Source organism: Limnohabitans sp., from assembly GCF_046052825.1.
GTDB lineage: Bacteria > Pseudomonadota > Gammaproteobacteria > Burkholderiales > Burkholderiaceae_C > Limnohabitans.
This window is the reverse complement of record NZ_JAVLFP010000040.1, coordinates 1-22931: the sequence shown is the minus strand read 5'-3', so window position 1 is coordinate 22931 and position 22931 is coordinate 1. Positions and strand designations below refer to the sequence as shown.

At 56.1% G+C, this 22931-nt stretch carries 18 protein-coding genes and 1 tRNA gene; 6 read left to right on the top strand and 13 right to left on the bottom strand.

The window, feature by feature from the left end; genetic code table 11:
• Positions 1-415: 415 nt before the first annotated feature.
• From ACKWJN_RS06515 to ACKWJN_RS06500, 4 genes are all read left to right on the top strand, one after another.
• On the top strand, positions 416-3808 hold the full coding sequence (locus ACKWJN_RS06515) for a helicase-related protein (protein ID WP_408595540.1): 3393 nt from the start codon (positions 416-418) through the stop codon (positions 3806-3808).
• A gap of 28 nt (positions 3809-3836) precedes the next feature.
• Positions 3837-7202, top strand: a complete 3366-nt coding sequence (locus ACKWJN_RS06510; RefSeq protein WP_408595539.1) for an Eco57I restriction-modification methylase domain-containing protein — start codon at positions 3837-3839, stop codon at positions 7200-7202.
• Entirely contained in the window at positions 7199-7714 is a 516-nt protein-coding gene (locus tag ACKWJN_RS06505) for a DNA-processing protein DprA (protein ID WP_408595538.1), read from the top strand. Before ACKWJN_RS06510 ends, ACKWJN_RS06505 begins: the two co-directional genes overlap by 4 nt.
• 466 nt (positions 7715-8180) lie before the next feature.
• Positions 8181-9872: a DUF262 domain-containing protein gene (locus ACKWJN_RS06500; RefSeq protein ID WP_408595537.1), complete on the top strand. Its 1692-nt coding sequence runs from the start codon at positions 8181-8183 to the stop codon at positions 9870-9872.
• Positions 9873-10121: 249 nt separating this feature from the next.
• Here ACKWJN_RS06500 and ACKWJN_RS06495 read toward each other — a convergent pair.
• The 5 genes from ACKWJN_RS06495 to ACKWJN_RS06475 form a co-directional block, all read right to left on the bottom strand.
• Positions 10122-10212, bottom strand: a tRNA-Ser gene (locus tag ACKWJN_RS06495).
• A gap of 24 nt (positions 10213-10236) precedes the next feature.
• The gene (locus tag ACKWJN_RS06490) at positions 10237-10692 is read right to left on the bottom strand and encodes a hypothetical protein (RefSeq protein WP_408595536.1); all 456 of its coding nucleotides are present in this window, start codon (positions 10690-10692) and stop codon (positions 10237-10239) included.
• The gene (gene serS / locus ACKWJN_RS06485; RefSeq protein WP_408595535.1) at positions 10689-12011 is read right to left on the bottom strand and encodes a serine--tRNA ligase; all 1323 of its coding nucleotides are present in this window, start codon (positions 12009-12011) and stop codon (positions 10689-10691) included. Before serS ends, ACKWJN_RS06490 begins: the two co-directional genes overlap by 4 nt.
• Before the next feature lie 19 nt (positions 12012-12030).
• A complete protein-coding gene (gene ispH / locus ACKWJN_RS06480; protein WP_408595534.1) occupies positions 12031-12963 on the bottom strand; it encodes a 4-hydroxy-3-methylbut-2-enyl diphosphate reductase in 933 nt (310 codons plus the stop codon).
• A complete protein-coding gene (locus tag ACKWJN_RS06475; RefSeq protein WP_408595533.1) occupies positions 12960-13424 on the bottom strand; it encodes a peptidylprolyl isomerase in 465 nt (154 codons plus the stop codon). The genes ispH and ACKWJN_RS06475 overlap by 4 nt, the downstream gene beginning before the upstream one ends.
• 56 nt (positions 13425-13480) lie before the next feature.
• On the opposite strand from ACKWJN_RS06475, the gene radC reads away from it, so the two are divergent.
• Both radC and ACKWJN_RS06465 read left to right on the top strand, forming a co-directional pair.
• The gene (gene radC / locus ACKWJN_RS06470) at positions 13481-14158 is read left to right on the top strand and encodes a RadC family protein (RefSeq protein WP_408595541.1); all 678 of its coding nucleotides are present in this window, start codon (positions 13481-13483) and stop codon (positions 14156-14158) included.
• The gene (locus tag ACKWJN_RS06465) at positions 14155-14796 is read left to right on the top strand and encodes a Smr/MutS family protein (protein WP_408595532.1); all 642 of its coding nucleotides are present in this window, start codon (positions 14155-14157) and stop codon (positions 14794-14796) included. The genes radC and ACKWJN_RS06465 overlap by 4 nt, the downstream gene beginning before the upstream one ends.
• Positions 14797-14860: 64 nt before the next feature.
• Here the strand turns inward: ACKWJN_RS06465 and ACKWJN_RS06460 are convergent, their stop codons facing one another.
• From ACKWJN_RS06460 to ACKWJN_RS06425, 8 genes are all read right to left on the bottom strand, one after another.
• The gene (locus ACKWJN_RS06460) at positions 14861-15274 is read right to left on the bottom strand and encodes a group II truncated hemoglobin (RefSeq protein WP_408595531.1); all 414 of its coding nucleotides are present in this window, start codon (positions 15272-15274) and stop codon (positions 14861-14863) included.
• Between the two features lie 34 nt (positions 15275-15308).
• Positions 15309-17930 carry an ABC transporter permease gene (locus ACKWJN_RS06455; RefSeq protein ID WP_408595530.1) on the bottom strand — a complete coding sequence of 874 codons (2622 nt, stop codon included), beginning with the start codon at positions 17928-17930 and terminating at the stop codon, positions 15309-15311.
• Positions 17927-18790, bottom strand: a complete 864-nt coding sequence (locus tag ACKWJN_RS06450) for a formate dehydrogenase accessory sulfurtransferase FdhD (protein WP_408595529.1) — start codon at positions 18788-18790, stop codon at positions 17927-17929. The genes ACKWJN_RS06455 and ACKWJN_RS06450 overlap by 4 nt, the downstream gene beginning before the upstream one ends.
• Positions 18791-18861: 71 nt before the next feature.
• Positions 18862-19218: a hypothetical protein gene (locus tag ACKWJN_RS06445; RefSeq protein ID WP_408595528.1), complete on the bottom strand. Its 357-nt coding sequence runs from the start codon at positions 19216-19218 to the stop codon at positions 18862-18864.
• A 16-nt stretch (positions 19219-19234) separates the two neighbouring features.
• Complete coding sequence (locus ACKWJN_RS06440) at positions 19235-20386, bottom strand: formate dehydrogenase subunit gamma (protein WP_408595527.1); 1152 nt, start codon at positions 20384-20386, stop codon at positions 19235-19237.
• Between the two features lie 14 nt (positions 20387-20400).
• On the bottom strand, positions 20401-20634 hold the full coding sequence (locus ACKWJN_RS06435) for a hypothetical protein (RefSeq protein WP_408595526.1): 234 nt from the start codon (positions 20632-20634) through the stop codon (positions 20401-20403).
• Positions 20631-21257, bottom strand: a complete 627-nt coding sequence (fdh3B, locus tag ACKWJN_RS06430; protein WP_408595525.1) for a formate dehydrogenase FDH3 subunit beta — start codon at positions 21255-21257, stop codon at positions 20631-20633. The genes ACKWJN_RS06435 and fdh3B overlap by 4 nt, the downstream gene beginning before the upstream one ends.
• 11 nt (positions 21258-21268) lie before the next feature.
• On the bottom strand, positions 21269-22931 hold a 1663-nt coding region (locus ACKWJN_RS06425; RefSeq protein WP_408595524.1), incomplete at its 5' end, for a formate dehydrogenase subunit alpha.

Genomic DNA, 22931 nt, shown 5'->3' with positions numbered 1-22931 from the left:
CCGAGCCTGCTCACGGGTGGTAAAGCAGTGGTGATGCAGGCTTTCCGTTTTGAATGTACCAAAGAAGCTCTCCATCGGCGCATGTGTTGGATATGCGAGCGACGTTGGTAGGCTATGCGCTAAGAAAATGGGCAGTTGATTGCACACCTAACCATGCGCTTGATCCACGGTCATATCATTTGTATCTAAGCAATCCAGGATTTTCGGCACTATTGAAGTAGGTGAAAAATGAACTTAAATTTTGAATTAGCCAAATTGCTTGGTATCAGGTATGACCTAATTGTTCCGGGCTTCAAGGTTTCTGGGTCTTGGCGCTTTCAGCGACCAGACCTAGAGGCCTGGATTGCAGAGCGCAAAGAACAGGTATCAAGCGGCAAACGAACTTAACTTGCAAAGCCAAGCTACAGGAAAAACTATGCCAAGAATATTTGACAACATTGAAAAGCAACTCCTCCCCGCGCTTAAGGAGACCATGAAGGTTGCGGAACGCGCCGACTTCTGTGTGGGCTACTTCAATTTGAGGGGTTGGAGGCATCTGTCGCCGCATGTTGAAAAATGGGACGGTGGCGATGGCAATTGCTGCAGATTGCTGGTTGGAATGCATGTGTCGCCAAGCGATGAGCTAAGGCATTCGCTTCGCCAACGTGAGGACGATGATGGCCTAGACAATCAGACGGCAGTTCGTGAAAAACGCCGCATTGCAGAAGAGTTCAAGCAGCAATTGACGTTCGGTGTGCCGACTAACGATGACGAAGCTTCACTTCGGCAACTGTCCCATCAAATCAGAAGCAAGAAGCTGGTTGTCAAGGTCTACCTGCGTCATCCCCTGCACGCAAAACTCTATTTACTTCACCGCAACGATGCCAACAATCCGGTCACAGGATTTTTAGGAAGTTCGAATTTAACGCTGGCTGGCTTGGCTAAGCAGGGCGAACTCAATGTCGACGTCTTAGAGCACGATGCATGCAACAAGCTAGTCGATTGGTTTGAAGACCGGTGGAAAGATCGATGGTGCGTCGATATTTCAAAGGAGTTGGCCGACATCATTGACGAAAGTTGGGCTGGTGAGCGACTTATTCCTCCATACCATGTCTATTTAAAGATCGCTTATCACTTGGCGCAAGAGGCGCGCGCTGGACTCTCCGAATTCACGATTCCAAAAATATTCGGCAAAGAGCTTTTTGATTTCCAGGTTGCGGCGGTAAAGATTGCTGCCCACCATTTGAATAAAAGGGGCGGAGTGCTCATTGGCGACGTCGTCGGTTTAGGCAAGTCAATGATGGCAACTGCGCTTGCCAAGGTTTTTGAAGAAGACCATCAAACCGAGACGCTGATCCTTTGTCCTAAAAACCTTGTTCCAATGTGGGAAGACTACGTCTTTCGCTACAGACTTCAAGCCAAAGTTCTTTCGCTATCTAAAGCCATGGCAGAGCTGCCAGAAAAGACACGTCGCTACCGGGTCGTGTTGGTTGATGAATCGCACAACTTGCGCAACAAAGAAGGCAAGCGCTACAAGGCAATCCGGGAATACATAGAGCGGAACGACAGCCTATGCATTCTTCTATCTGCCACCCCTTACAACAAAACATACATCGATCTCTCATCGCAACTCTCTTTGTTTCTCAGAGAAGATGCCGACATTGGTATTCGCCCAGAGAAGTTGATTAGCCACCTCGGCGGAGAGCATGAATTCATTCGACGGCATCAGTGTGCCGTGCGATCGCTTGCAGCTTTTGAAAAGAGTGATGATGCAGACGATTGGCGCGACTTGATGCGCCTATACATGGTACGCCGTACACGAGGCTTCATCATGCAGCACTATGCGAAAAGCGATGAACGCGGGAAGTACCTGCTGTTCCCAGATGGAACTAAATCGTATTTTCCGAAGCGAATCCCTAAAAATTTGAAGTTCTCTATCAAAGGGGCAGACAAGTCAGATCCTTACGCGCGCTTTTACTCAACGACAGTGGTCGACGCTATCAACGCCTTGGCATTGCCCCGATATGGGCTGGGTAATTACGTCGCAAACAAACCAAAATCACCCCCAACACCAAATCAAGCGCATGTCATTGAGGGCCTTTCGCGTGCAGGCACACGATTGATGGGATTTTGCCGTACGAATTTATTCAAACGACTCGAAAGCGCAGGCCCCGCCTTTTTACTCTCAATTGAGAGACATGTCTTGCGAAACTTTATCGTAATGCATGCGATTGAAAATGGTCTGGATATCCCATTGGGCACACAGGGGGCCGAACTCCTGGACACCCAAACACACGATGAGGATCCAGACGATATTTTGGCTGGAGCGGACGATGAAGAAGAATCAGGCGATCAAGAGGTCGTCACCAACATAACAACGTCCCTGCGCACAGAGGATGCCTTCCGTGCCCGTGCCGCCAAAGCGTATCAGGCTTACTCGGGGCCTTTTAAGAAGCGCTTTAAATGGCTGCCTAGCTCTTTGTTCATGGACGATCTATTTAAGGACTTGCAGGCAGATGCACTAAGCCTCATGGCTGTATTGCAGCATTGTGGCGACTGGGATCCAGCCAGAGATTCAAAACTCGCCGAGCTAGCAAAATTGGTTCGCACCACACATAGCAAGGAGAAAATTTTAGTCTTCACACAATTCGCCGATACCGCGCGCTATGTAAAGACTCAATTGGCTGCAATGGGCGTTAAGCAAATCGAAGACGCAACTGGAAACACAGGTGACCCTACCAGCCTTGCCTGGCGATTCTCACCAGAATCAAATAAGAAGCTGGACACCATCAAATCAGGCGATGCGCTACGCGTATTGATAGCCACTGACGTGCTCTCCGAAGGCCAGAACCTTCAAGATGCGCACATAGTCGTTAACTACGATTTGCCTTGGGCCATCATCAGACTTATTCAACGCGCTGGTCGTGTAGACCGAATTGGTCAAAAGGCAGATGAAATTTTCTGCTACTCATTTGTTCCGGCAGATGGCGTTGAGACCCTACTTCAATTGCGAGCCCGTGTTCGCAAACGCCTCAAAGAGCAAGGCGAAGTTGTTGGATCTGATGAGACCTTCTTTGATGACGAAACAAACGAGCAATCCATACGAGATCTGTATACCGAAAAGAGCGGAATTCTTGATGACGATGGGGATAACGAAGTGGACTTGGCTTCTTATGCCTACCAAATCTGGAAAAACGCTATAGATGCAGATCCCGCTATTGCCTCGACCATCGAAGCCATGCCTGATGTCGCATACGCCACCAAGGCTCACGTCGAAACGCCAAAGGCCCCGAAGGGAGCCTTGGTCTACATGCGTACTGCGCAGGGCAATGATGCGCTGGCTTGGATTAATGGAGCTGGCGAGTCAGTCACGCAGTCACAACTGACCATCTTGCGTGCAGCAGCATGTGCTCCCAATACCGAAGCACTGCCACGCACTGAACATCACCATTCCCTTACACAAAAGGGCTTGGCGCACATTATTCAAGAAGAAAAATCATTTGGCGGTGCTTTGGGGCGTCCGTCTGGAGCCCGTTTCAAGACCTACGAACGAATCAAGCGTTACCGCGATAAATTAGGAAATGCTCGGGATCTTTTTATTACGGATGAGCATGTAAGGCGAATCGAACGAACGTTGGAGGATATTTACAGATTCCCCCTGTACCAGACAGCGACTGACACACTGAATCGCCAAATTAAAATAGGCCTTGCGGACCCGGAGTTGGTTGAACTCGTCCTGTCATTGCGAGAGGACGGTCGCCTGTGCTTGATAGATGAACAAGACGCCAATCGTGAATCTAAGCTGATCTGCAGCATGGGTTTGGCTTGATCACGAGCATAAAAACAAAGAAGACAAAATGACCATTGACGCCGCCCAATTTCAAAAACTCTTAAACGAGTTTCAACTTAGCCGCTTGTTTGTTAACGAGCTCGGCTGGGACAACCCCAGCCTACGGCCACAGTCTGTGCCGGTCAATGGTTATACATTTACGCTAACGCACGTGGCAAATAAACGCGGTGTCGCTGTGTTTATGTGCTCACCCGATGCCTTGGGGTCTGTTCCACCTAGAGCCACGCTTCTAAAAATAGAAAAAGAGGCCACGAAGCTGTCTTATGAGCATTTGCTAATTTTTGCAGATGCTACGCAGAAAGTAATGACCTGGCTATGGGTAGCTCGCGTCCCTGGCCAACCAGCAGCCACCAGAACACACACGTGGCACAAAGGCACCAGCGGCGAGGCACTGCGTCAAAAGCTAAATCAAATCGTCTGGTCCCTTGAAGAGGAAGAGGCTATTACTCTGACCGACGTCATCAAGGGCTTGCGTAGTGCCTTTGATCGTGACCGTGTTTCGAAGCGCTTCTATGACCACTTCAAGACCGAGCACCAAGCTTTTTCAGATTTCATTGAAGGTATAGATGCCGAGACGGACCAGGCTTGGTACGCCTCGCTGATGCTTAACCGCCTAATGTTTGTGTATTTCATCCAGCAAAAAGGCTTTCTGGATGGCAACCCAAACTATCTTTCGGACCGAATGGAAGCAGTGCGACAGCAGGCAGGTAAAGGCAAGTTTCATACCTTTTATCGCCAGTTCCTTCGTCGCCTTTTCCATGAAGGACTGGGGCAACACAAAAGGACTCGTGTCACTGATCTGTCAAAGCTGATCGGTGACGTGCCCTACCTTAACGGCGGACTTTTCGACGTGCATGAACTCGAGGTTGCCAACCCCGACATCGAAATCCCAGACGAAGCCTTTCAGCGCCTTTTTAAGTTTTTTGACGCCTACGACTGGCACCTTGACGACCGGCCGCTGTCTTCGGGCAGCGAGATCAATCCAGATGTGCTGGGCTACATCTTTGAGAAGTACATCAACCAGAAGCAGATGGGGGCGTACTACACCAAAGAGGATATCACCGAGTACATCAGCAAAAACACCGTCATCCCTCACCTGCTTGATCAGGCACGGGAGCGCTGCAAAGTAGCCTTCGAGGGCGATTTATCCGTCTGGTCGCTGCTTAAAAACGACCCAGACCGCTACATATACCCCGCGATGAAAACCGGTGTAATAGACCCTAACGGCCAACTGGTGCCAGTCGCTTTGTTGCCCGATTTCGTGCAAACGGGCATGAATGATCCCAAGGCGCGTATGTTCGAGCGCCGCTATAACTTGGGGGAGGCCGTCTTCCACATTACATCCTCTAATGGCCAAACACAGCGAGGCACGCTGCCCACAGAAACTTGGCGCGAGTATGTGGATCGCCGCAGCCGCTGTATAGACGTTCGCGACAAGCTAACGAATGGAGAGGTAAAAAGCGCAGACGACCTCGTCACGCTTAATCTCGACATCCGTCAGTTCATGCAGGACGTGATCGACAACTGCACTAGCCCTGATCTCTTACGCGCTATTTGGCAGGCCATTGTTGGGCGCGTGCCGGAGCGAGCCAACGAAAAATTCCGCCACGGCATCGCCATCCTTGACCCTACGTGCGGCTCGGGCGCCTTTCTGTTCGCCGCGCTCAACGTTCTCGAACCGCTCTACGAAGCTTGCCTAGACAGAATGGAGGGCTTTGTCGAGGATGCGAAAAAGCTCGGCAAACCGGGGGAGTCCGATTTCATAAAAGTATTGGAGGAAGTCGGGCACCATCATTCGCGCAGCTACTTCATCTACAAAAACATCATCTTGCACAACCTATTCGGCGTGGACATCATGGCCGAAGCGGTTGAAATCTGTAAGCTGCGCCTTTTCCTCAAACTGGTATCCCAAGTAGCAGCAGGGCGCGAACTTGAGCCGCTGCCAGACATCGACTTCAACATCCGGGCTGGTAATACGTTGGTCGGCTACGCTACCGAGGGACAGTTTGACGCGGGGAACACACTCGCCAGCGACCAGTCGCACCGTGACGAAATCAGGGCTAGTACCGCTGATCTCGCAGATGCTTTTGATTTCTTCCGCCAGCAGCAGACCGTGCACGGCGGCAAGATTACGGCCGACGACAAGCGTAAGCTGCGCGACAAGTTAAATGGCCTGAGCTTGGAACTGGATCGCTATCTAGCGCAGGACTATGGCATCAACCCAAAAAAGAAGGATGAGTTCGCTGCTTGGCGAGTCAGCCATCAGCCTTTTCACTGGTTCGCAGAGTTCTATGGAGTGATGCGCGACGGCGGATTTGATGTGGTTATTGGGAATCCTCCGTACATTGAATACAGCAAAGTCAGAAATGACTATTCGATTGGTCAAATGAAAACCCTGGCCTGTGGCAACCTGTGGGCATTTTGTATCGAAAGATCATTTGGATTGTTGTCAAAATCGTCTCGCTTTGGAATGATCGTGCCTGTTAGCCTTGTTTGCACTCAACGGATGAGTGATGTACAGGATGTAATCGACAATCAATCTTCTGTTAGTTGGTTAAGCAACTACGCGGAGAGGCCAGCAAAGCTTTTCAGTGGGGCAGAGGTATTACTCACCATCGCGCTAAGTAGAAAGTCATCAATACAGCGTATCGGCACATTTACAACCCCTCTGAGGAAATGGCCCACCGAATTCAGAGCTTCGTTGTTCGATACAACAGTGTATTTCTCTGCAGGTAATCGCATCAGAGGATATGCAATTCCCAAGATATCAGCAGAGATAGAAGCAAATGCAATATCAAGCGTTATGTCCAAACTTGGAACCTTAGCAGAAGCCTTTGTACGAAATTCCGAACACAAGATTTTTTACAGAATTGGCGGCGGTAGATATTGGAAAATTTTCACAACTTTTCAGCCTCAGTTCTTGTTAAACGGCGTTCCTTCCGTTTCGAGTCGGGAGAGTTATTTATATTTTGCTTCAAAGGCGGATCGTGACATAGCGGTTAGTTTACTCAGCAGCACTCTTTTTTATTGGCACTTCATGCTGACTACGAATGGTAGAGATTTGAATCCATCGGATCTTCGCGCATTCCCAATTTCTCCCAAAAAGATATCGACTGGTGGAAAACAACAACTTGTAGATTTGTCAGATCAGTTGATGAAGAGCTATCGAACTCATAAGGCCACAAAAGAAAAGACCTCAAAAACTACTGGAAATGTCGTGTACGAGGAGTTCTACCCAAGAATGTCAAAAGATATTCTGGATAAGATCGATCAGGTGCTAGGTAATGAACTGGGGCTAACGAAAGAACAGCAGGACTTTTTCCTTAACTTTGAAATCAAGTACCGCATGGGCGCGACTGATGAAGAAGAATGAAGCCTGCGGCCATCACCCTGCCAGTCCTTTGCGTTCCACGTGTCGGCACTGAACTCGCCGCGCGAGTAGTCGGCGTTGGCGAGACTTTGCTGATAGGCAAGCCGTTGCTTGGCCTAATAGCCTCCCGCGAATGCCCCGGCAATGTCTTGCTTGCAACCCTCGAACGCGTCCCGCAGTGGGTCAAGGCCGGTCGCGTAATCGTCAGTGGCTTCCACTCACCGCTCGAACAGCAAGTGCTCCGCTCACTGCTTCGCCGCAATGGTCACGCAGTAAAGGTGCTGGCCCGCTGTTTTTCTGCTAGCGGCTATCGCTTAGCCAAAGAAGAACAAGATGCGTTCGCGAATGGGCGCTTACTCATCATCAGCGCGTTTGGTGCTGATACACCACGAGTTACCCGTGTGTCTGCAATCAAACGAAATGAATTGGTCATCGCTCTATCTACGGAAGTTGTGACCCCTTTTATTTCTAAAGGCAGTCCCTTGGATGAGTTACTTGCCAAGCACAAAGCTTAAATCTCGAATAGGCTTGACGTGCTTGTACAAAATGTTTCATAGAAGGGTTTTTATGAGTAATTACAGAAAAATCGTAATAGAAACCTACAGCGGTGCCAGGGAAGGTTCAACTGGCGCACCGCCTGCCCGACCGCTACCAGGACAGGGCTTGGATACAAACTTGAAAGTGGAATGCTCTGGCTCAATGCGACGAAACCATCCCATTGGGACAAAATTTTTAATTGAGGCAAAACTCACCGAAGCATATGGCACCTCATTTTTATACTCATCCTATCGATGGAGCTGGAAAATACTGACAAATGCAGAGGCGGCGAAGCATATTCTGAGCTCAAGTCATATCTAATTTGGAATATTTAATCTTGAAACTATTCAAACATATTTACTTCAAGAGTAGGCACTTTGGGCCGATTGGATGATTCAAGTCCACGAATAGTTTCATTGATTTACGAAATTTCGAGGAATTTATATGGCCAAAGCAGAAGCATCAGTTGAAGAACTTGTCGGAATGATTGAACGCGGTGAACTACGCCTGCCTGAGATGCAGCGCCAGTATGTTTGGCGATCAACCAGGGTTCGTGATTTGCTTGATTCCCTCTATCGTGGTTACCCCTCTGGGGCGATCTTGCTTTGGGAAACCGATGAAGACGTGCCATTGCAGGCGATGGCGGTTGGCCAACAAAGCAACCCCTACAAAACAACTCGACTGCTTTTAGACGGGCAGCAGCGGCTCACATCACTTTCGGCTGTGATTCGGGGTGAGCCTGTGAATGTTCGCGGCAGAAAGCGCCCGATTGAAATTCTTTTCAACCTTGAGCACCCCAACGAGCTTCAGGGCTTCATGGAAATTAATGAGGAAAGTGACGTTGATGACACCGAGCCCGATCAGGAGGACGCTTCTGAGGATGAACTCCAGCAGCGTTTTAACCAAATGACCTTCGTTGTGTCGACCCGCAAGTTGGAAAGTAGTCCGCGCTGGGTCAAAGTATCAGAAGTTTTCAAGAGCACCAGCAACACCGAATTCCTCAAACGGGCTGGAGTGACCTCTTTTGATGACCCTCGTGCAGACCTTTATGGGCAGCGGCTTGATCGTCTTAGGGCCGTGAAAAAATATGTTTACCGCATGGACGTTCTCGAGCGGACGCTTTCGTATGACGAGGTGACTGAGATCTTTGTGCGCGTCAACTCACTTGGCGCAAAGCTTCGAAGCTCGGATCTTGCGCTGGCCCAAATAACGGCAAAGTGGAAAAACTCACTTCATACCTTTCAAGCCTTCCAAGGCAAATGCAAAGAAGTCGGATTTGACCTTGAATTGGGTATCCACTTGAAGAATATGGTGGCAATGGCCACTGGACAATCTCGCTTCAAGACGGTGAGCTCGCTTGACATCACCCGGCTTCAAAAAGCGTGGAGTGAAGCATGCGAAGGCATGAACTTCGCCATGAATTTTCTCAAGAACAACGTCGGTATTGACAGCCCAGCCTTGCTGTCTTCGCCGTTCATGGTGGTGGCCATTTCGTATTTCGGTCACAAGCGCAACTACCAAATTTCAGCGGATGAGTCCAAGTTACTGCGGTATTGGGTGCTGGCAGCAAATGCCAAAGGCAGGTTCTCGCGCGGTTCTAGTGAGACGTTGCTCGACCAGGACATTGCTTCGATTCGAGATGGGGGCACCATCCAGGACCTGATAGACCGCCTGCGCTCACAGGTTGGCAGGCTCGAAATTTCCCCTGAGGAGCTATCTGGTAGAAACCAGCGTAGTGCATTGTTTAAAACCATGTTCTTGGCCTTCCGGTCGGCTGGCGCAAAAGACTGGCATTCCAATCTGACGATTGCACTTGACCACAATGGCGTTCAACATCGCCTTCAGTTCCACCATATTTTCCCAAAGGCTGTGCTCACCAAGGCGGGCGTGATTTCGCGAGAGGCCGACGATATAGCCAACTTGGCCTTCATTGGTGGCAAGACCAATCGAGTCATCAGCGACAAGCCACCAAAAGAGTACCTTGCCTTTTTTGCAGCAAAGAGCGGCGAAGAGGGGTTCAGCGTCCAAGAGATACCGCTTGATCCAGAGCTGCTCGACACCCCCGCCTACAAGAAGTTCCTTGAAGTGCGTCGTGAACGAATCGCAACCAGGCTCAACGTGTTCATCACCGGCTGAAGGCCATAGCACTCTGAACAACGAAATTTCGTTCGGCTTGGTTCAAAGCCTGTTTTGCCTTCACCCGTAAATTCACGGCTCGGAACCAAGTCGGAAAAAGTCATGAGGTTTTGAGACAAACAGGGTTTGAGACGACCTTCCGGGGTCGCTGCTGCAGGTCGCAGTCAGGAGCCCAAAGCAAAAAGCCCCGCATGGTGCGGGGCCTGAGGCTGCCTCAAGGCCTGCTGAGCAGGTTTGAGGTCTTTGTACTGGCGGAGCAAGAGGGATTCGAACCCTCGATACGGCATAACCGTATACCGGATTTCGAGTCCGGCGCATTCGACCACTCTGCCATCGCTCCTGTGTTCGAGTCATCTATTCTATCTCAGGGGCGACGCACAGCAGACGCGGGTGTGGGCGCAGTGCCTGTTGGGCTGATGGTGATGTAAGCCACCACGTTGCTGAACAAGCCTCCTTCGTCCAACTCCACCGTGGCCGAACGGTCTGCACGCGTGAACACCAACAGGTTTTTCTTGCCACGCACAGCCGCGACCAAGCTCCATCCTTGACGCGGAAATTGATCGGCAAAGAAGTTGTAACTGGCTGACGCATCGGTAGGCAACTCCACCACGGCGCGGCCCATCCAGTTGTCACCCACGCCAAACACCAAAGACTCGGGCCCACGCATCTTGCTGCCTACGGGCAAGGGCGTGTTGCCCAGTTGGTCCACCCCCAAACGCGCGGTGGTGCTGGTGGGGCCGTTCTCCAAGCTCACCGAGGGTGCGGTGGAGCTGCACGCCACCAAGGTCAAGGCCAAGATGGCCACGAACAGGTGTTTCATGCGCGCAACTCCGCGATGCCACCCAGGTAGGGGCGCAGCACCTCAGGCACACGGATGCTGCCGTCGGCTTGCTGGTGGTTTTCTAACACCGCCACCAAGGTGCGGCCCACGGCCAAGCCCGAACCGTTCAAGGTGTGCACCAACTCGTTTTTGCCTTGGGCATTTTTGAACCGCGCTTGCAAGCGTCTGGACTGGAAGGTTTCGCAGTTCGACACCGAGCTGATTTCGCGGTAGGTGTTTTGCGCGGGCAACCACACTTCCAGGTCGTGGGTTTTGCTGGCACCAAAGCCCATGTCGCCGGTGCACAAGGCCATCACGCGGTAGGGCAAGCCGAGCTTTTGCAAAATGGCTTCGGCATGGCGCGTCATGTCTTCAAGGGCTGCGTAACTTTGCTCGGGGTGAACGATTTGCACCATCTCCACTTTGTCGAACTGGTGTTGGCGAATCAGGCCACGGGTGTCGCGCCCTGCACTGCCCGCTTCGGAACGAAAGCACGGGGTGTGTGCCGTCAACTTGATGGGCAACTCGCTCTCGGCCACGATGACGTCGCGCACAAAGTTGGTCAAGGGCACTTCGCTGGTCGGGATCAAATACAGCGCGGTGTTCTCACCACTGGCCTCGCCGTCTTGGCCGCCCTTTTTGGCAGCAAACAAGTCTTCTTCAAACTTGGGCAACTGGCCCGTGCCTTTGAGGCTTTCGGCGTTGACGATGTAAGGCGTGTAGCACTCGGTGTAGCCGTGTTCTTGGGTTTGTACATCCAACATGAACTGCGCCAGCGCGCGGTGCAAACGGGCAATCGGACCCTTCATCACCGTGAAGCGCGAGCCCGTGAGCTTGACGCCCATTTCAAAGTCCAGGCCCAGCGGTTCACCCAAGTCGGCATGGTCTTTGGGCGCAAAGCCCAAGGGCGCGGGGTCGGTGCCCGCAGGGCTCCAACGGCGCAGTTCCACATTGCCATGTTCGTCGGCCCCCAGGGGCACGCTGTCGTGCGGCAGATTGGGCACTGCCAACAGCTGGGTTTGCAGTTCGGCTTGCAAGGCGTCTAAGCGCACGGCCGAGCTGTCGAGTTCGGCTTTGAGATCGGCCACTTGCGCCATCACCGCGTCGGCGTTTTCGCCTTTGGCTTTGAGCTGACCAATGTGTTTGGACAAGCTGTTGCGGCTGGATTGCAACTCTTCAGTGCGGGTTTGCAGTGTTTTGCGCTCGTTTTCAAGCGCTTGGTAGGCCGCCACATTCAAAAAAGTTTGTGGGGTTTTGCGGGTTTCGAGCCGGGCGATGACGTGGGGTAAATCGCGGCGAAGCAGGGTGATGTCTAGCATCCCTGCATTGTAATGAGCCCTACTTGAGCCCCTTGGGCAATGGGAACTTGATGGTTTCTTGCACACCGTCCAAGGTGCGCACCGACAGTGCGCCCAAGGCGCGGATGCGGGCAATGACTTGCTGCACCAAGATGTCGGGTGCAGAAGCACCAGCAGTCAAGCCGATGTGGGTTTTGCCTTCAAACCAGGACTCTTGGAGTTCTTCGGCGTTGTCAACCATGTAGCTTTCGGCGCCGTAGCGCTGGGCCACGTCGCGCAAACGGTTGCTGTTGGAACTGGTGGGGCTGCCCACCACAATGACCAAATCGACGTGCTTACTCAAAAGCTTGACTGCATCTTGACGGTTTTGCGTGGCATAGCAAATGTCTTGCTGCTTGGGTTGGCGCACCTGGGGAAAACGTGCCGTCACCGCGCGGGAGATGTCAGCCGCGTCGTCCACGCTCAAGGTGGTTTGGGTCACCACGGCCAAGCGCTCGGTCTGCTTGGGTTGAATGCGTGCGACGTCGGCCACGTCCTCCACCAAATAAATGCCACTGCTCAACTGGCCCATGGTGCCTTCGACCTCGGGGTGGCCTTTGTGGCCAATCATGATGAACTCGTAACCTTCTTTGTGCAGCTTGGCCACTTCCACATGCACTTTGGTCACCAGTGGGCAGGTGGCATCAAAGACCCGAAAGCCACGCCGCTGGGCCTCATGCTCGACCGACTTGGGCACGCCATGGGCACTGAACACCAAGGTGGCGCCAGCGGGCACATCGTTCAAGTCTTCGATGAAGATGGCACCGCGCTGCTTGAGGTCTTCCACCACATAGGTGTTGTGCACGATTTCGTGACGCACATAGACGGGTTTGCCAAATTTTTGCAGGGCTCGGTCAACGATTTCAATCGCGCGGTCGACGCCCGCACAAAAGCCACGCGGCTCGGCCAGCACGATGTCTTGCAGGCGGCTCATAGGATGCCAATGACCTGTACTTCAAACGTCACCGGCTGGCCTGCCAGCGGATGGTTGAAGTCAAACAACACCGCGTCTTCGCTGACTTGTTGCACAGCCCCCGCGAACGAGCCCTGGCCATTGGGCGCAGGGAACTGCACCACATCGCCCACAGCGTATTGCTCCAGCGGATCGCCCAGTTCTTTGAGCAAGCCTTTGCCCACCCATTGCTGCATGTCCAGGTTGCGCTCGCCAAACGCTTCACCGGCAGCCAACTCAAACGTGGTGCGCACGCCTTCGGCCAAACCCATGAGGCGCTGCTCCACCGCTGGCGACAACTCGCCCGAGCCCAACGAGAGGGTGGCAGGTTTTTCGGTGAAGGTGTTGATGATGTCGCCCTGCGGTCCCGAAAGCCGATAGTGCAAGGTTAAAAACGAGCCGGGGCCGATGGTAGGGTGGTCACTGGAATGGGGTGCAGACATGGCTCCATTGTAGAAAGCTCTCAGCCCCCCACGGAGGACCCGCCATGACCGAGCCCATGCGCCTGCAAGACCTGCCCCCCGAGATGCGTCCGAGGGAAAAGCTCATCACACATGGCGCGGCCGCCTTGACCGATGCCGAGTTGTTGGCTTTGCTGTTGCGCACCGGGGTGGCGGGCAAGAACGTGCTGGCCTTGTCACAAGAGTTGCTGGACCGCTTCCATGGCTTTGCAGGGCTGATCCACGCCAGCGCCGCCGATTTGAAAACCTGCAAAGGCATGGGCGGCACGGCCAAGCGCGCCCAGTTGGTGGCGGTGCTTGAAATTGCCCGGCGTGCCTTGACCCAACAATTACGCGAAACCACGGTCATGAGTTCACCCCAAGCAGTGAAACAATACCTCCAGCTTGAATTGGCCCAACTCAAACACGAGGTGTTCGCTGTGTTGTTTTTAGATGCGCACAACCGCTTGTTGTCTTACCAGCCCATGTTCCGAGGCTCTTTGTCCCAAACCATGGTCTACCCACGCGAGGTGGCCAAGACCGCCTTGGCCTTGGGTGCCGATGGCGTGGTGCTGGCCCACAACCATCCCGGCGGCACGGTCAAGCCCTCGCAAGCCGACTTGCACCTCACGCGCACCCTGCGCGAAGCCTTGGCCTTGGTGGATGTGGCGGTGCGCGACCACATCATCGTGGCGCAGGGGCAGTATCTGTCGATGGCAGAAGAAGGCTTGTTGTGAAATCCAAATCTTTGCAAGACTTGGGGGCGATTCGACAACAACTGAGCGACGCGGCCCAAGCCGCTGCAGCCGCTGAACTGGCCCGCCGCGAAGCCGAGCGGCGCGCCGAGGCAGAGCGCCACCTGTTTGTCCGCGCTGTCGGTGCGGTGCAGCCCTTGCCTGTGAAAGAGCGGGTCCATCTGCCACCCCAGCGCAGCGCCCCTTGGCCTTTGCAACAAGACCTCGACGACCAAGCCGCCTTGGTCGAGAGCATGAGCGACGAGTTTGACGTGAGCACCTTGCTTGACGTGGATGACCAACTGAGTTTCAGACGTCCCGGCATTGGCACCGACGTCACCCGCAAACTGCGCAAGGGTGAATGGAGCATGCAAGGCCAGCTCGACCTGCACGGCTTGCGCAGCGACGAAGCACGTACCGCCTTGGGCCAATTCATTCGGGACGCCAAGCGCATGGGTTGGCGTTGCGTGCGTGTGGTGCACGGCAAGGGCTTGGGTTCGCCCGGCAAAGAGCCGGTGCTCAAGTCCAAAGTGCAGCGCTGGCTGGTGCAAAAAAACGAGGTGCTGGCCTTTGTGCAGGCCAAGCCTTCAGACGGCGGTGCAGGCGCCTTGGTGGTGTTGCTGGCACCAGGCAACATTTAAGGAGACAGAGGTCGCGCCGGGATGACCATGGCCCATGGGCCATGGGCCCCAGGCCAGCGGCACATCACACGCCTTGGTTGCGCATCCAGTCGGCGGTTTGAAAGAAACTGGTTTTCAAGCGCTCACGCAACTCAAGCGGCACACCGGTTTCGCCCATGGCCTGGTCCATGCACGCCAGCCACTGGTCGCGCTCCAGGATGCCAATGGCAAACGGCATGTGGCGCATGCGCAAACGGGGATGGCCATGTTGCTCGATGTAGTCGTTGGGCCCGCCCAACCAGCCGCACAAGAACATGAACAAGCGCTGACGCGCGTTGGACAGATCGGGGCCGTGCGCCGCACGCAAGGCGGTGTAGCCGGGCTCCAGGTCCATCAGGTCGTAAAAACGCTCGGTCAAGGCATGGACGCGTTCTTTGCCGCCGATCCATGCGAACGGTGTGTGACTTGGGTCTGTAGGGATGTCGTCGTCGATGGTCATGGGGCTGATTGTCGACGCCATCCACCGTGAGTCATCACAAGCTGGCTTGACGCAAGGTCTGCACCACCGGACGGCGCAACACATCGCGCAAGCCCCACCAGCCGGCGGCCAAGGCCAGTCCAGCGCCAGTGGCTGCCCCGATCAAGGGCACCCAAGGGCTGGGGTTCCAGTTGAACTCAAAGGTGAAACGTGCCAAGCCCCAGCCCAAAGCCATGGCGACACACGATGCCAAAAAGCCTGCCAAGGCGCCCACCCCGGCCAACTCGGCGCGTTGCACCCGCGCCAGCAAGTGGTTGGACGCACCCAGCGCACGCAGCACGGCGTATTCACGGGCCCGCTCTTCACGCGTGGCGGTGACAGCCGCAAACAACACCACCAAGCCTGCCGCCAAGGTGAACAAAAACAAAAACTCGACCGCACGGACCACTTGGGCCAGCACCTGTTGCACTTGGTTCAAGGTGGCGCCCATGTCGACATTGGTCAAGTTGGGGAAACGCTGCACCAACTGGTTGTCGAAGTTGTCGCGAGGGTTGGCGTTGGGCAGCCGTGCGGGTGTCGGCGCGCGGAAGGCCGCGACGTAACTCAAGGGCACATCGTTCATGCGACTGACCGGAAACATGACAAAGAAGTTGGCGCGCATCGAGGTCCAGTCGACCCGCCGGATGGAGGTGATGCGCGCTGCGTGCGACACACCTGCGATGTCAAAACTCAGCACATCGCCAAGTTTGAGGCCCAGCGTTTTGGCAATGCCTTCTTCCACGCTCATGGCGTTGGCTTCTTCGGGCACCCACGTGCCGGCCACGATGGTGTTGTGGGTGGGCGCTTGGGCGCTGTAGGACAGGTTGAACTCGCGGTCCACCAAACGCTGGGCGCGTTCGTCTTTGTACTGTTCGGGCAAAACGCCTTGTTGGTTGAGGGTCACCAGCCGACCTCGGACCATCGGGTACCAGTCAAATTGGCGCACGCCTGCCTCACGCAAGGTCTGCATGAACGCATCCGCTTGGGTGGGCTGGATGTTGAGGACAAAACGGTTCGGCGCATGGGCGGGTGTGGCGTTGCGCCAGCTGCTGACCAAGTCTGTGCGCAGCAACACCAACAAGGCCAAGGCCAGCAAGCCCACCGCCAAAGCGCTCACCTGCACCATGGCATAGACCGGTCGGGCACTGATTTGCCGTGTGGCCAGCATCAACCACGGTGGGGCGGACCCTTCGCGCACCGAGCGCCGCAACAACCACACCGCCAGCCACGCCATGCCGGCAAACACCAGCACGGCTCCCGCAAAACCGCCCACCACCATCAGACCGAGCTTGAGATCGCGGCTGACCGCCACCAACAACACCCCAAAGCCCACCAACCCCAAGGCCCACACCGACACGGTGGTGGCCTTGAGTTGCCCCACATCGCGACGCATCACCCGCAGCGCCGGCACGCTGGCCAGTTGCAACACGGGCGGCAGGCCAAAGGCCAGCAACAAGGTCAAGCCGGTACCCAGGCCGTAGACCACAGGCCACAGACTGGCTGGCGGCAGATGGGTTTCCACCAAGCCCGCCAGCAACTGCACAAACAACAGGTGCACGCCATAGCCCAGCGCCAAGCCCAACACGCTGGCCACGCCGCCCACCAGCACGAACTCCAGGCTGTAGGCCCAGGCCATCTTGCGTTGGCTCAGTCCCAGCACGCGCAGCATGGCGCAGTCGTCCAAGTGGCGCGCCGCAAACGCACGCGCGGCCAAGGCCACCGCCACAGCACTGAGCAAGGCCGCCAGCAAGGCCACCAAGTTCAAAAACTTGCCGGCTCGGTCCAAGGTTTGGCGCATTTCGGGCCGCCCCGCCTCCAGCGACTCGACCCGCACACCGCGCACCTCGGGCTTTTTGGACTCAAGCGCGGCCCAGTCTTTGAAGCGCTGCACCGCCGCTGCGGGCCCCACCACGGCGTAGCGCCAGGTGATACGGCTGGCGGGCTGCACCAGGGCCGTGGCCGCCAGGTCCGCGCTGTTCATCAACACGCGCGGCGCAAAGCTCATGAAGCCCGCGCCTCGGTCGGGCTCTTGCAGCAACACCTGGGTGATGCGCAGGCTGCTGTTGCCCAGCATCAAGCGGTCTTGGGTGTTCAAACCCAAGGCTTCCAGTACGCCGAGCTCTACCCAGACCTCGCCTGCGGCAGGAATGCCCGTGGCGACGCTCACGCCAGACTGGCCAGCTGCGTTGCCCGCCCCTGCCCCTTGCGCCAAGGCTGTTTGCGCTTGGGCCAGGTTGGCGCTGAGCTTGAGTTGGCCGCGCAAGGGGTAACCGGACTCAACCGCCTTGAGGGCCACCAAACGGCTCTCGCCGCCTTGGGCTTGTTCGGCCCGCGCCATGGTGGGAAAACTCAGGGTCGTGACACCTTGCAAACCCAGGGCACGGGCATAGGTGACGATGTGTGAGGGCGTTGGGTTGTCACTGACCACCACCGCATCGCCACCGAGCAACTGGCCCGCATCGCGTTGCAAGCCCGCGTTCATGCGGTCGGCCAAGAAGCTGACCGAGCTCAAGGCCGCGACCCCCAAAGCCACCGCCACCAACAGCAAACGCAGTTCGCCAGCCCGGGCGTCACGCCAGAGGTTGCGCCACGCGATGGACCACCATGCGCCGCTGTGGGTGGTGCTGGTAGACGTCATGGCGCCTCCCGGCGCTGTGCCAAGCTGGGGTCGAGCTGAACCCGCTGTGCAGCGGTGTAGACCAAGAAATGTTTGTTGGTGGCGCGGCCCAAGGTACACAGGCCCAAGCGCTCGGCCAAGTCGTAGCCCATTTGCGTGATGCCGCTGCGCGAGATGACCACTGGCACCCCCATCTGGGCCGACTTCATCACCATCTCGCTGGTCAGGCGACCGGTGGTGTAAAAACTCGACGCTGCCCCCGAGACGACCCCGTTCATCCACATCCAACCCGCAATGGTGTCGATGGCGTTGTGGCGGCCAACGTCTTCGACAAACACCTGCAAGGCTTCGCCGTCGAACAAGGCACAACCGTGCACCGAGCCAGCCGATTTGTAGGTGCTCTCTTGCACGCGAATGGCGTTCAAGATGGCATACAGACGGGCTTGGCTCAACTGCGCCTCGGGCAGCACCAAGGTGTCGATCTCGTCCATCAAGTCACCAAACACACTGCCTTGGCCGCAGCCGGTGGTGACCACGCGGTGTGCGGTGCGCGCCTGGATGTCGGCAATGCCCGCGTGCGTTTTGACAGCCGCCACACCGGCCCCACTCTCGCCCGCGTCCCAGTCGACCGTGATGGATGCGACGTCTTGTGCAGCACCCACCAAGCGTTGGTTGCGCAAATAGCCCAGCACCAGCAACTCGGGGTGCGCGCCCAAGGTCATGAGGGTGACGATTTCACGGGTGTCCACATAGACCGTGAGCGCACGCTCGGCAGGAATGGACACTGTGCTGCGTTCGCCATGCTCATTGAGCACGCTGACCTCGCGGGTCAAAGGGGCTCGGGCTTGGGTGAGGTGGGGAAGATTCAAAACAACTGACATGGGAGCAGGCTACAACAAAACGGGCCGCCACCCACAGGTGCGGCCCGATGCACAGCCAAGCTGTGGTGGATTTAAGATTTTTTGGCGGGAACTGTTGCAGGCGCAGCAGCCGGGGCAGCCACAGGCGCTGCACCTGGCGCAGCCGCCACAGGGGCAGCCTCGGGCGGGGTGTAGACGAACTTGCCAGGGTCGGCACAAGGCGCGGTGGCGACAGGCTTGCCAGCTTTGGCTTTGTTGGTTTTTTGCACGTGCGCTGCCACTTTGTCTTGCGATTTGCAGAGCAAGTAGCCGTCCATCTTGCCTGCGTGCGCGGTTTTGGCGGCGGCTTCTGCGGCCTTGGCCTTGGCTTCGTCGCTGGGAGCCGGTAACTTGGCGAATGCGCCGGCGCTCAGGCCAGACATCAAGAGTGCGATGAGGATTTTGTTCATAGAAATTCTCCTGAAATCAGGCCTGCGCTGTTGCGCCAGGTGCTTCGGGGCTGCGGTGCGCGGGAATTTTGCCCGCTTGGATGTCGTCGTACCAAAGCTCGTGGTGCTCTTTGGCCCAGGTTTCGTCCACATAGCCGGTCTTCATGGCTTTGTAAGCCCCGTCCATACCGATGGTGCCGATGTAGATGTGGCCCATGAACATGGCCATCATCAACACCGTGGCCACAGCGTGGACCATGTGCGCGACTTGCATGGTGCCGCGCTCGTAAATCAAGCCCGGGACGATCTTGTCGAGCACAAAACCCGACGCCACCACCACCGCGCCCAAGAAGAACACGCCGCCCCAAAACACGAGCTTTTCACCGGCGTTGAAGCGGTGCGAGGGCACTTCGTGGCCACTCAAAATTCCACCGCCTTTGAGCAACCAGTTCAGGTCGCCTTGGCGCGGCATGTTGTCTTTCAAGAAGGTGATGAACACCACCACCAGCGAGACCGCAAACAAAGGCCCCGCAAAGTTGTGCGCGTTCTTGAGCAGGTAGGTGAGCCAGCCAAACAAGGTGTCACCGATGATGGGCTGCAACACAAACTTGCCAAAGGCCATGGTCAACCCTGAGATGGCCAACACCACAAACGCAATCGCATTGGCCCAGTGGGCAGAGCGCTCGAATGGCGTGAAGCGCTCGATCTCGCGACCCGTGGGCTTGCCGTGCATGGCAATCGCGCCCTTGCGCCAAAAGAAAACGGCAATGGCACCGGCCACGATCAACAGCAGCGCACCACCGTAAGGAATGAGCCACTGGTTGCGCACTTGGCGCCAAGCCTCACCCGCGTTGGTCACACGTGAGCCGGGGTACTGCACAAAGGGCTGAATCAACACACCCGCTTCAGGCGCGGTGTCTTTGGGCAAGCTGCTGTAGCCCGCCACACCTTTGCCCACATCACGCCACACGGGTGCGTTGTTGCCGGGCTGCACCTTGGCACGCTCGGCGTTGGTTTGATCCGCGTAGCCCGGTGCATCGCTGGCATCCGGTTTGACATCTTGGATGTTGACGCTCTGCACAGCAGGCGTTGCGGCTGCGACTGGCACGGCGGCTTTGTCTTGCGCGCTGGCTGACAGTGCAAGCACCGTCAACACCGCACACAACACCGATGGAATAGAACGTGACATGGTGTGCCCCTGGTTCACGGTGCGCGTGTGTGGTCGTTCATGCCGTATTCCCCACGGGTCCGCAGGTGCTGCTCCCAGCTGTTCTTGTCACCGGCTTTCCAGCCGGGTGCGGCGAACGCGTTGGTCACACCGCTGTAGGCGGTGGCGTCATTTTGGGTGCCGAGGGTTTGCGGTTTTTCACCACAGGCGCTCAAGCCCGCCACGCTGGCCACAGCCAGCACGGTCAACAGCGAAGTACGCGACATCATTTTTTGGCTCCTTCAGCAGCGGGTGGTTGACCTGCTTGTTTGGAACCATAGGCGGTGCCCCAACCCCAGACTTCGGCGCCCTTGTTGCGCTTGACCACGCGGTTGCGGAAGATGTCGGCCACCACGTCGCCGTCACCGGCAAGCAGAGCTTTGGTCGAGCACATTTCAGCGCACGCAGGCAGCTTGCCTTCGGCCAAACGGTTGCGACCGTATTTTTCAAATTCGGCTTGGCTGCCGTTGGCTTCTGGACCACCCGCACAGAAGGTGCACTTGTCCATCTTGCCGCGCACACCGAAGGTGCCTTGCGCCGGGAACTGAGGTGCGCCAAATGGGCAAGCGTACGAGCAGTAGCCGCAGCCGATGCAGACGTCTTTGTCGTGCAACACCACACCTTCGTCGGTTTTGTAAAAACAGTTGACGGGACACACCGCCATGCACGGTGCATCCGAGCAATGCATGCAGGCCACCGAGATGGACTTCTCGCCAGGCACACCGTCGTTCAAGGTCACCACGCGGCGGCGGTTCACACCCCAAGGGACTTCGTGTTCGTTCTTGCAAGCGGTCACGCAACCGTTGCACTCGATGCAACGCTCTGCGTCACAGATGAATTTCATGCGGGCCATGGTTATTTCCTTTAAGCGCGTTCGAGGTTGCAGACCGTGGTCTTGGTCTCTTGCATCATGGTCACGCTGTCGTAACCGTAGGTGGTGGCGGTGTTGACAGCCTCGCCTCGCACGATTGGCGCCGCACCTTTGGGGTAATGCGCCAGCATGTCGGCACCTTGCCAACGGCCCGAGAAGTGGAACGGCATCCACACCGTGCCGGTGTCGACGCGCTCGGTCACCAGGGCTTGCACATTCAAGCGAGCACCTGTGGGGCTATGCAGCCACACACGTTCGCCGTTGCGAATGCCGCGATCTGCCGCCGTCTTGGGATGTACCTCAACATAGGCCTCTTGCTGCAACTCAGCCAGCCAGGGGTTGGAGCGGGTTTCTTCGCCACCGCCCTCGTACTCGACCAGACGGCCCGAGGTGAGGATGAGCGGAAACTTCTCGTGGACCTTGTCAGCCACGTTTTTGTCTTGTACGGTTTTGTACAAGGTGGGCAGACGCCAGAAGGCTTTTTTGTCGTCGTGCGTGGGGTACTTGGCCACCAGGTCGGGACGCGTGCCATACAAAGGCTCGCGGTGTTGCGGAATGGGGTCTGGAAAGTTCCACACCACAGCACGGGCCTTGGCGTTGCCAAATGGGTGGCAGCCATGGTTTTGCATGAAGACGCGGATCATGCCGCCCGAGTTGTCGGTCTTCCAGTTTTTGCCTTCGGCCAACGCTTTCTCAGCATCGGTGAGTTCATCCCACCAGCCGAGCTTCTTCAGCAGCACATGGTCGAGCTCAGGGTAGCCGGTGGTGATGTCAGCACCCAGCGAGTGCGAGCCATCTTCGGCCAACAGGTTTTTGCCTTCGCGCTCCACGCCAAAGTTGGCGCGGAAGTTACCGCCACCGTCCATGACGTGTTTGGAGGTGTCGTACAGGTTAGGCGAACCGGGGTGCTTGAGCTCTGCCGTGCCCCAGCAGGGCCAAGGCAAGCCGAAGTAGTCGCCGCCAAAGTCGTAACCGGTTTCTTTGTCTTTGCCGCCCTTGGCCTTCAAGGTCTTGACGTCAAACAAGTGCATATTGCGCATGTGCGCTTTCAAGCGCTCAGGGCTTTGACCTGTGTAGCCAATGGTCCACACCGACTTGTTGATTTCGCGCAAGATGTCTTCGACCATGGGTTCGTCCATGCCATTGACTGTTTGCAGTTTGTAGTTCTTGACCAGCTCTTTGCCAAAGCCGAGTTTTTCGGCAAATTGGTACATGATCATGTGGTCGGAGCGGCTCTCCCACAAGGGCTCAATGACTTTCTCACGCCATTGAATGGAACGGTTCGATGCGGTGCAAGACCCACTGGTTTCAAACTGCGTCGCCGCAGGCAGCAGGTACACCGCACGGTTGGGGTTGAGGTCTTCGGCCTTGCCAGGCATGGCGGCCATGGCGGCGGTGGCAGAAGGATAAGGATCGACCACCACCAACAAGTCGAGCTTGTCCATCGCGCGTTTCATGTCCAAGCCACGGGTCTGCGAGTTCGGCGCATGGCCCCAGTAGAAAACGCCACGCAGGTTGCTGTCTTGGTCGATGAGTTCGTTTTTCTCCAACACACCGTCGATCCAACGCGAGACAGTGATGCCAGGCTTGCTCATCATGGCGGGAGTGGCAAAGCGGCCTTTGAGCCACTCGAAGTCCACGCCCCAGGCTTTGGCG

Excerpts from the sequence above, each read along its gene's own strand:
- ACKWJN_RS06515 (WP_408595540.1), top strand. The coding sequence starts at position 416 with ATGCCAAGAATATTTGACAACATTGAAAAGCAACTCCTCCCCGCGCTT.
- ACKWJN_RS06510 (WP_408595539.1), top strand. The coding sequence starts at position 3,837 with ATGACCATTGACGCCGCCCAATTTCAAAAACTCTTAAACGAGTTTCAA.
- ACKWJN_RS06505 (WP_408595538.1), top strand. The coding sequence starts at position 7,199 with ATGAAGCCTGCGGCCATCACCCTGCCAGTCCTTTGCGTTCCACGTGTC.
- ACKWJN_RS06500 (WP_408595537.1), top strand. The coding sequence starts at position 8,181 with ATGGCCAAAGCAGAAGCATCAGTTGAAGAACTTGTCGGAATGATTGAA.
- ACKWJN_RS06490 (WP_408595536.1), bottom strand. The coding sequence starts at position 10,692 with ATGAAACACCTGTTCGTGGCCATCTTGGCCTTGACCTTGGTGGCGTGC.
- serS (WP_408595535.1), bottom strand. The coding sequence starts at position 12,011 with ATGCTAGACATCACCCTGCTTCGCCGCGATTTACCCCACGTCATCGCC.
- ispH (WP_408595534.1), bottom strand. The coding sequence starts at position 12,963 with ATGAGCCGCCTGCAAGACATCGTGCTGGCCGAGCCGCGTGGCTTTTGT.
- ACKWJN_RS06475 (WP_408595533.1), bottom strand. The coding sequence starts at position 13,424 with ATGTCTGCACCCCATTCCAGTGACCACCCTACCATCGGCCCCGGCTCG.
- radC (WP_408595541.1), top strand. The coding sequence starts at position 13,481 with ATGCGCCTGCAAGACCTGCCCCCCGAGATGCGTCCGAGGGAAAAGCTC.
- ACKWJN_RS06460 (WP_408595531.1), bottom strand. The coding sequence starts at position 15,274 with ATGACCATCGACGACGACATCCCTACAGACCCAAGTCACACACCGTTC.
- ACKWJN_RS06455 (WP_408595530.1), bottom strand. The coding sequence starts at position 17,930 with ATGACGTCTACCAGCACCACCCACAGCGGCGCATGGTGGTCCATCGCG.
- ACKWJN_RS06450 (WP_408595529.1), bottom strand. The coding sequence starts at position 18,790 with ATGTCAGTTGTTTTGAATCTTCCCCACCTCACCCAAGCCCGAGCCCCT.
- ACKWJN_RS06445 (WP_408595528.1), bottom strand. The coding sequence starts at position 19,218 with ATGAACAAAATCCTCATCGCACTCTTGATGTCTGGCCTGAGCGCCGGC.
- ACKWJN_RS06440 (WP_408595527.1), bottom strand. The coding sequence starts at position 20,386 with ATGTCACGTTCTATTCCATCGGTGTTGTGTGCGGTGTTGACGGTGCTT.
- ACKWJN_RS06435 (WP_408595526.1), bottom strand. The coding sequence starts at position 20,634 with ATGATGTCGCGTACTTCGCTGTTGACCGTGCTGGCTGTGGCCAGCGTG.
- fdh3B (WP_408595525.1), bottom strand. The coding sequence starts at position 21,257 with ATGGCCCGCATGAAATTCATCTGTGACGCAGAGCGTTGCATCGAGTGC.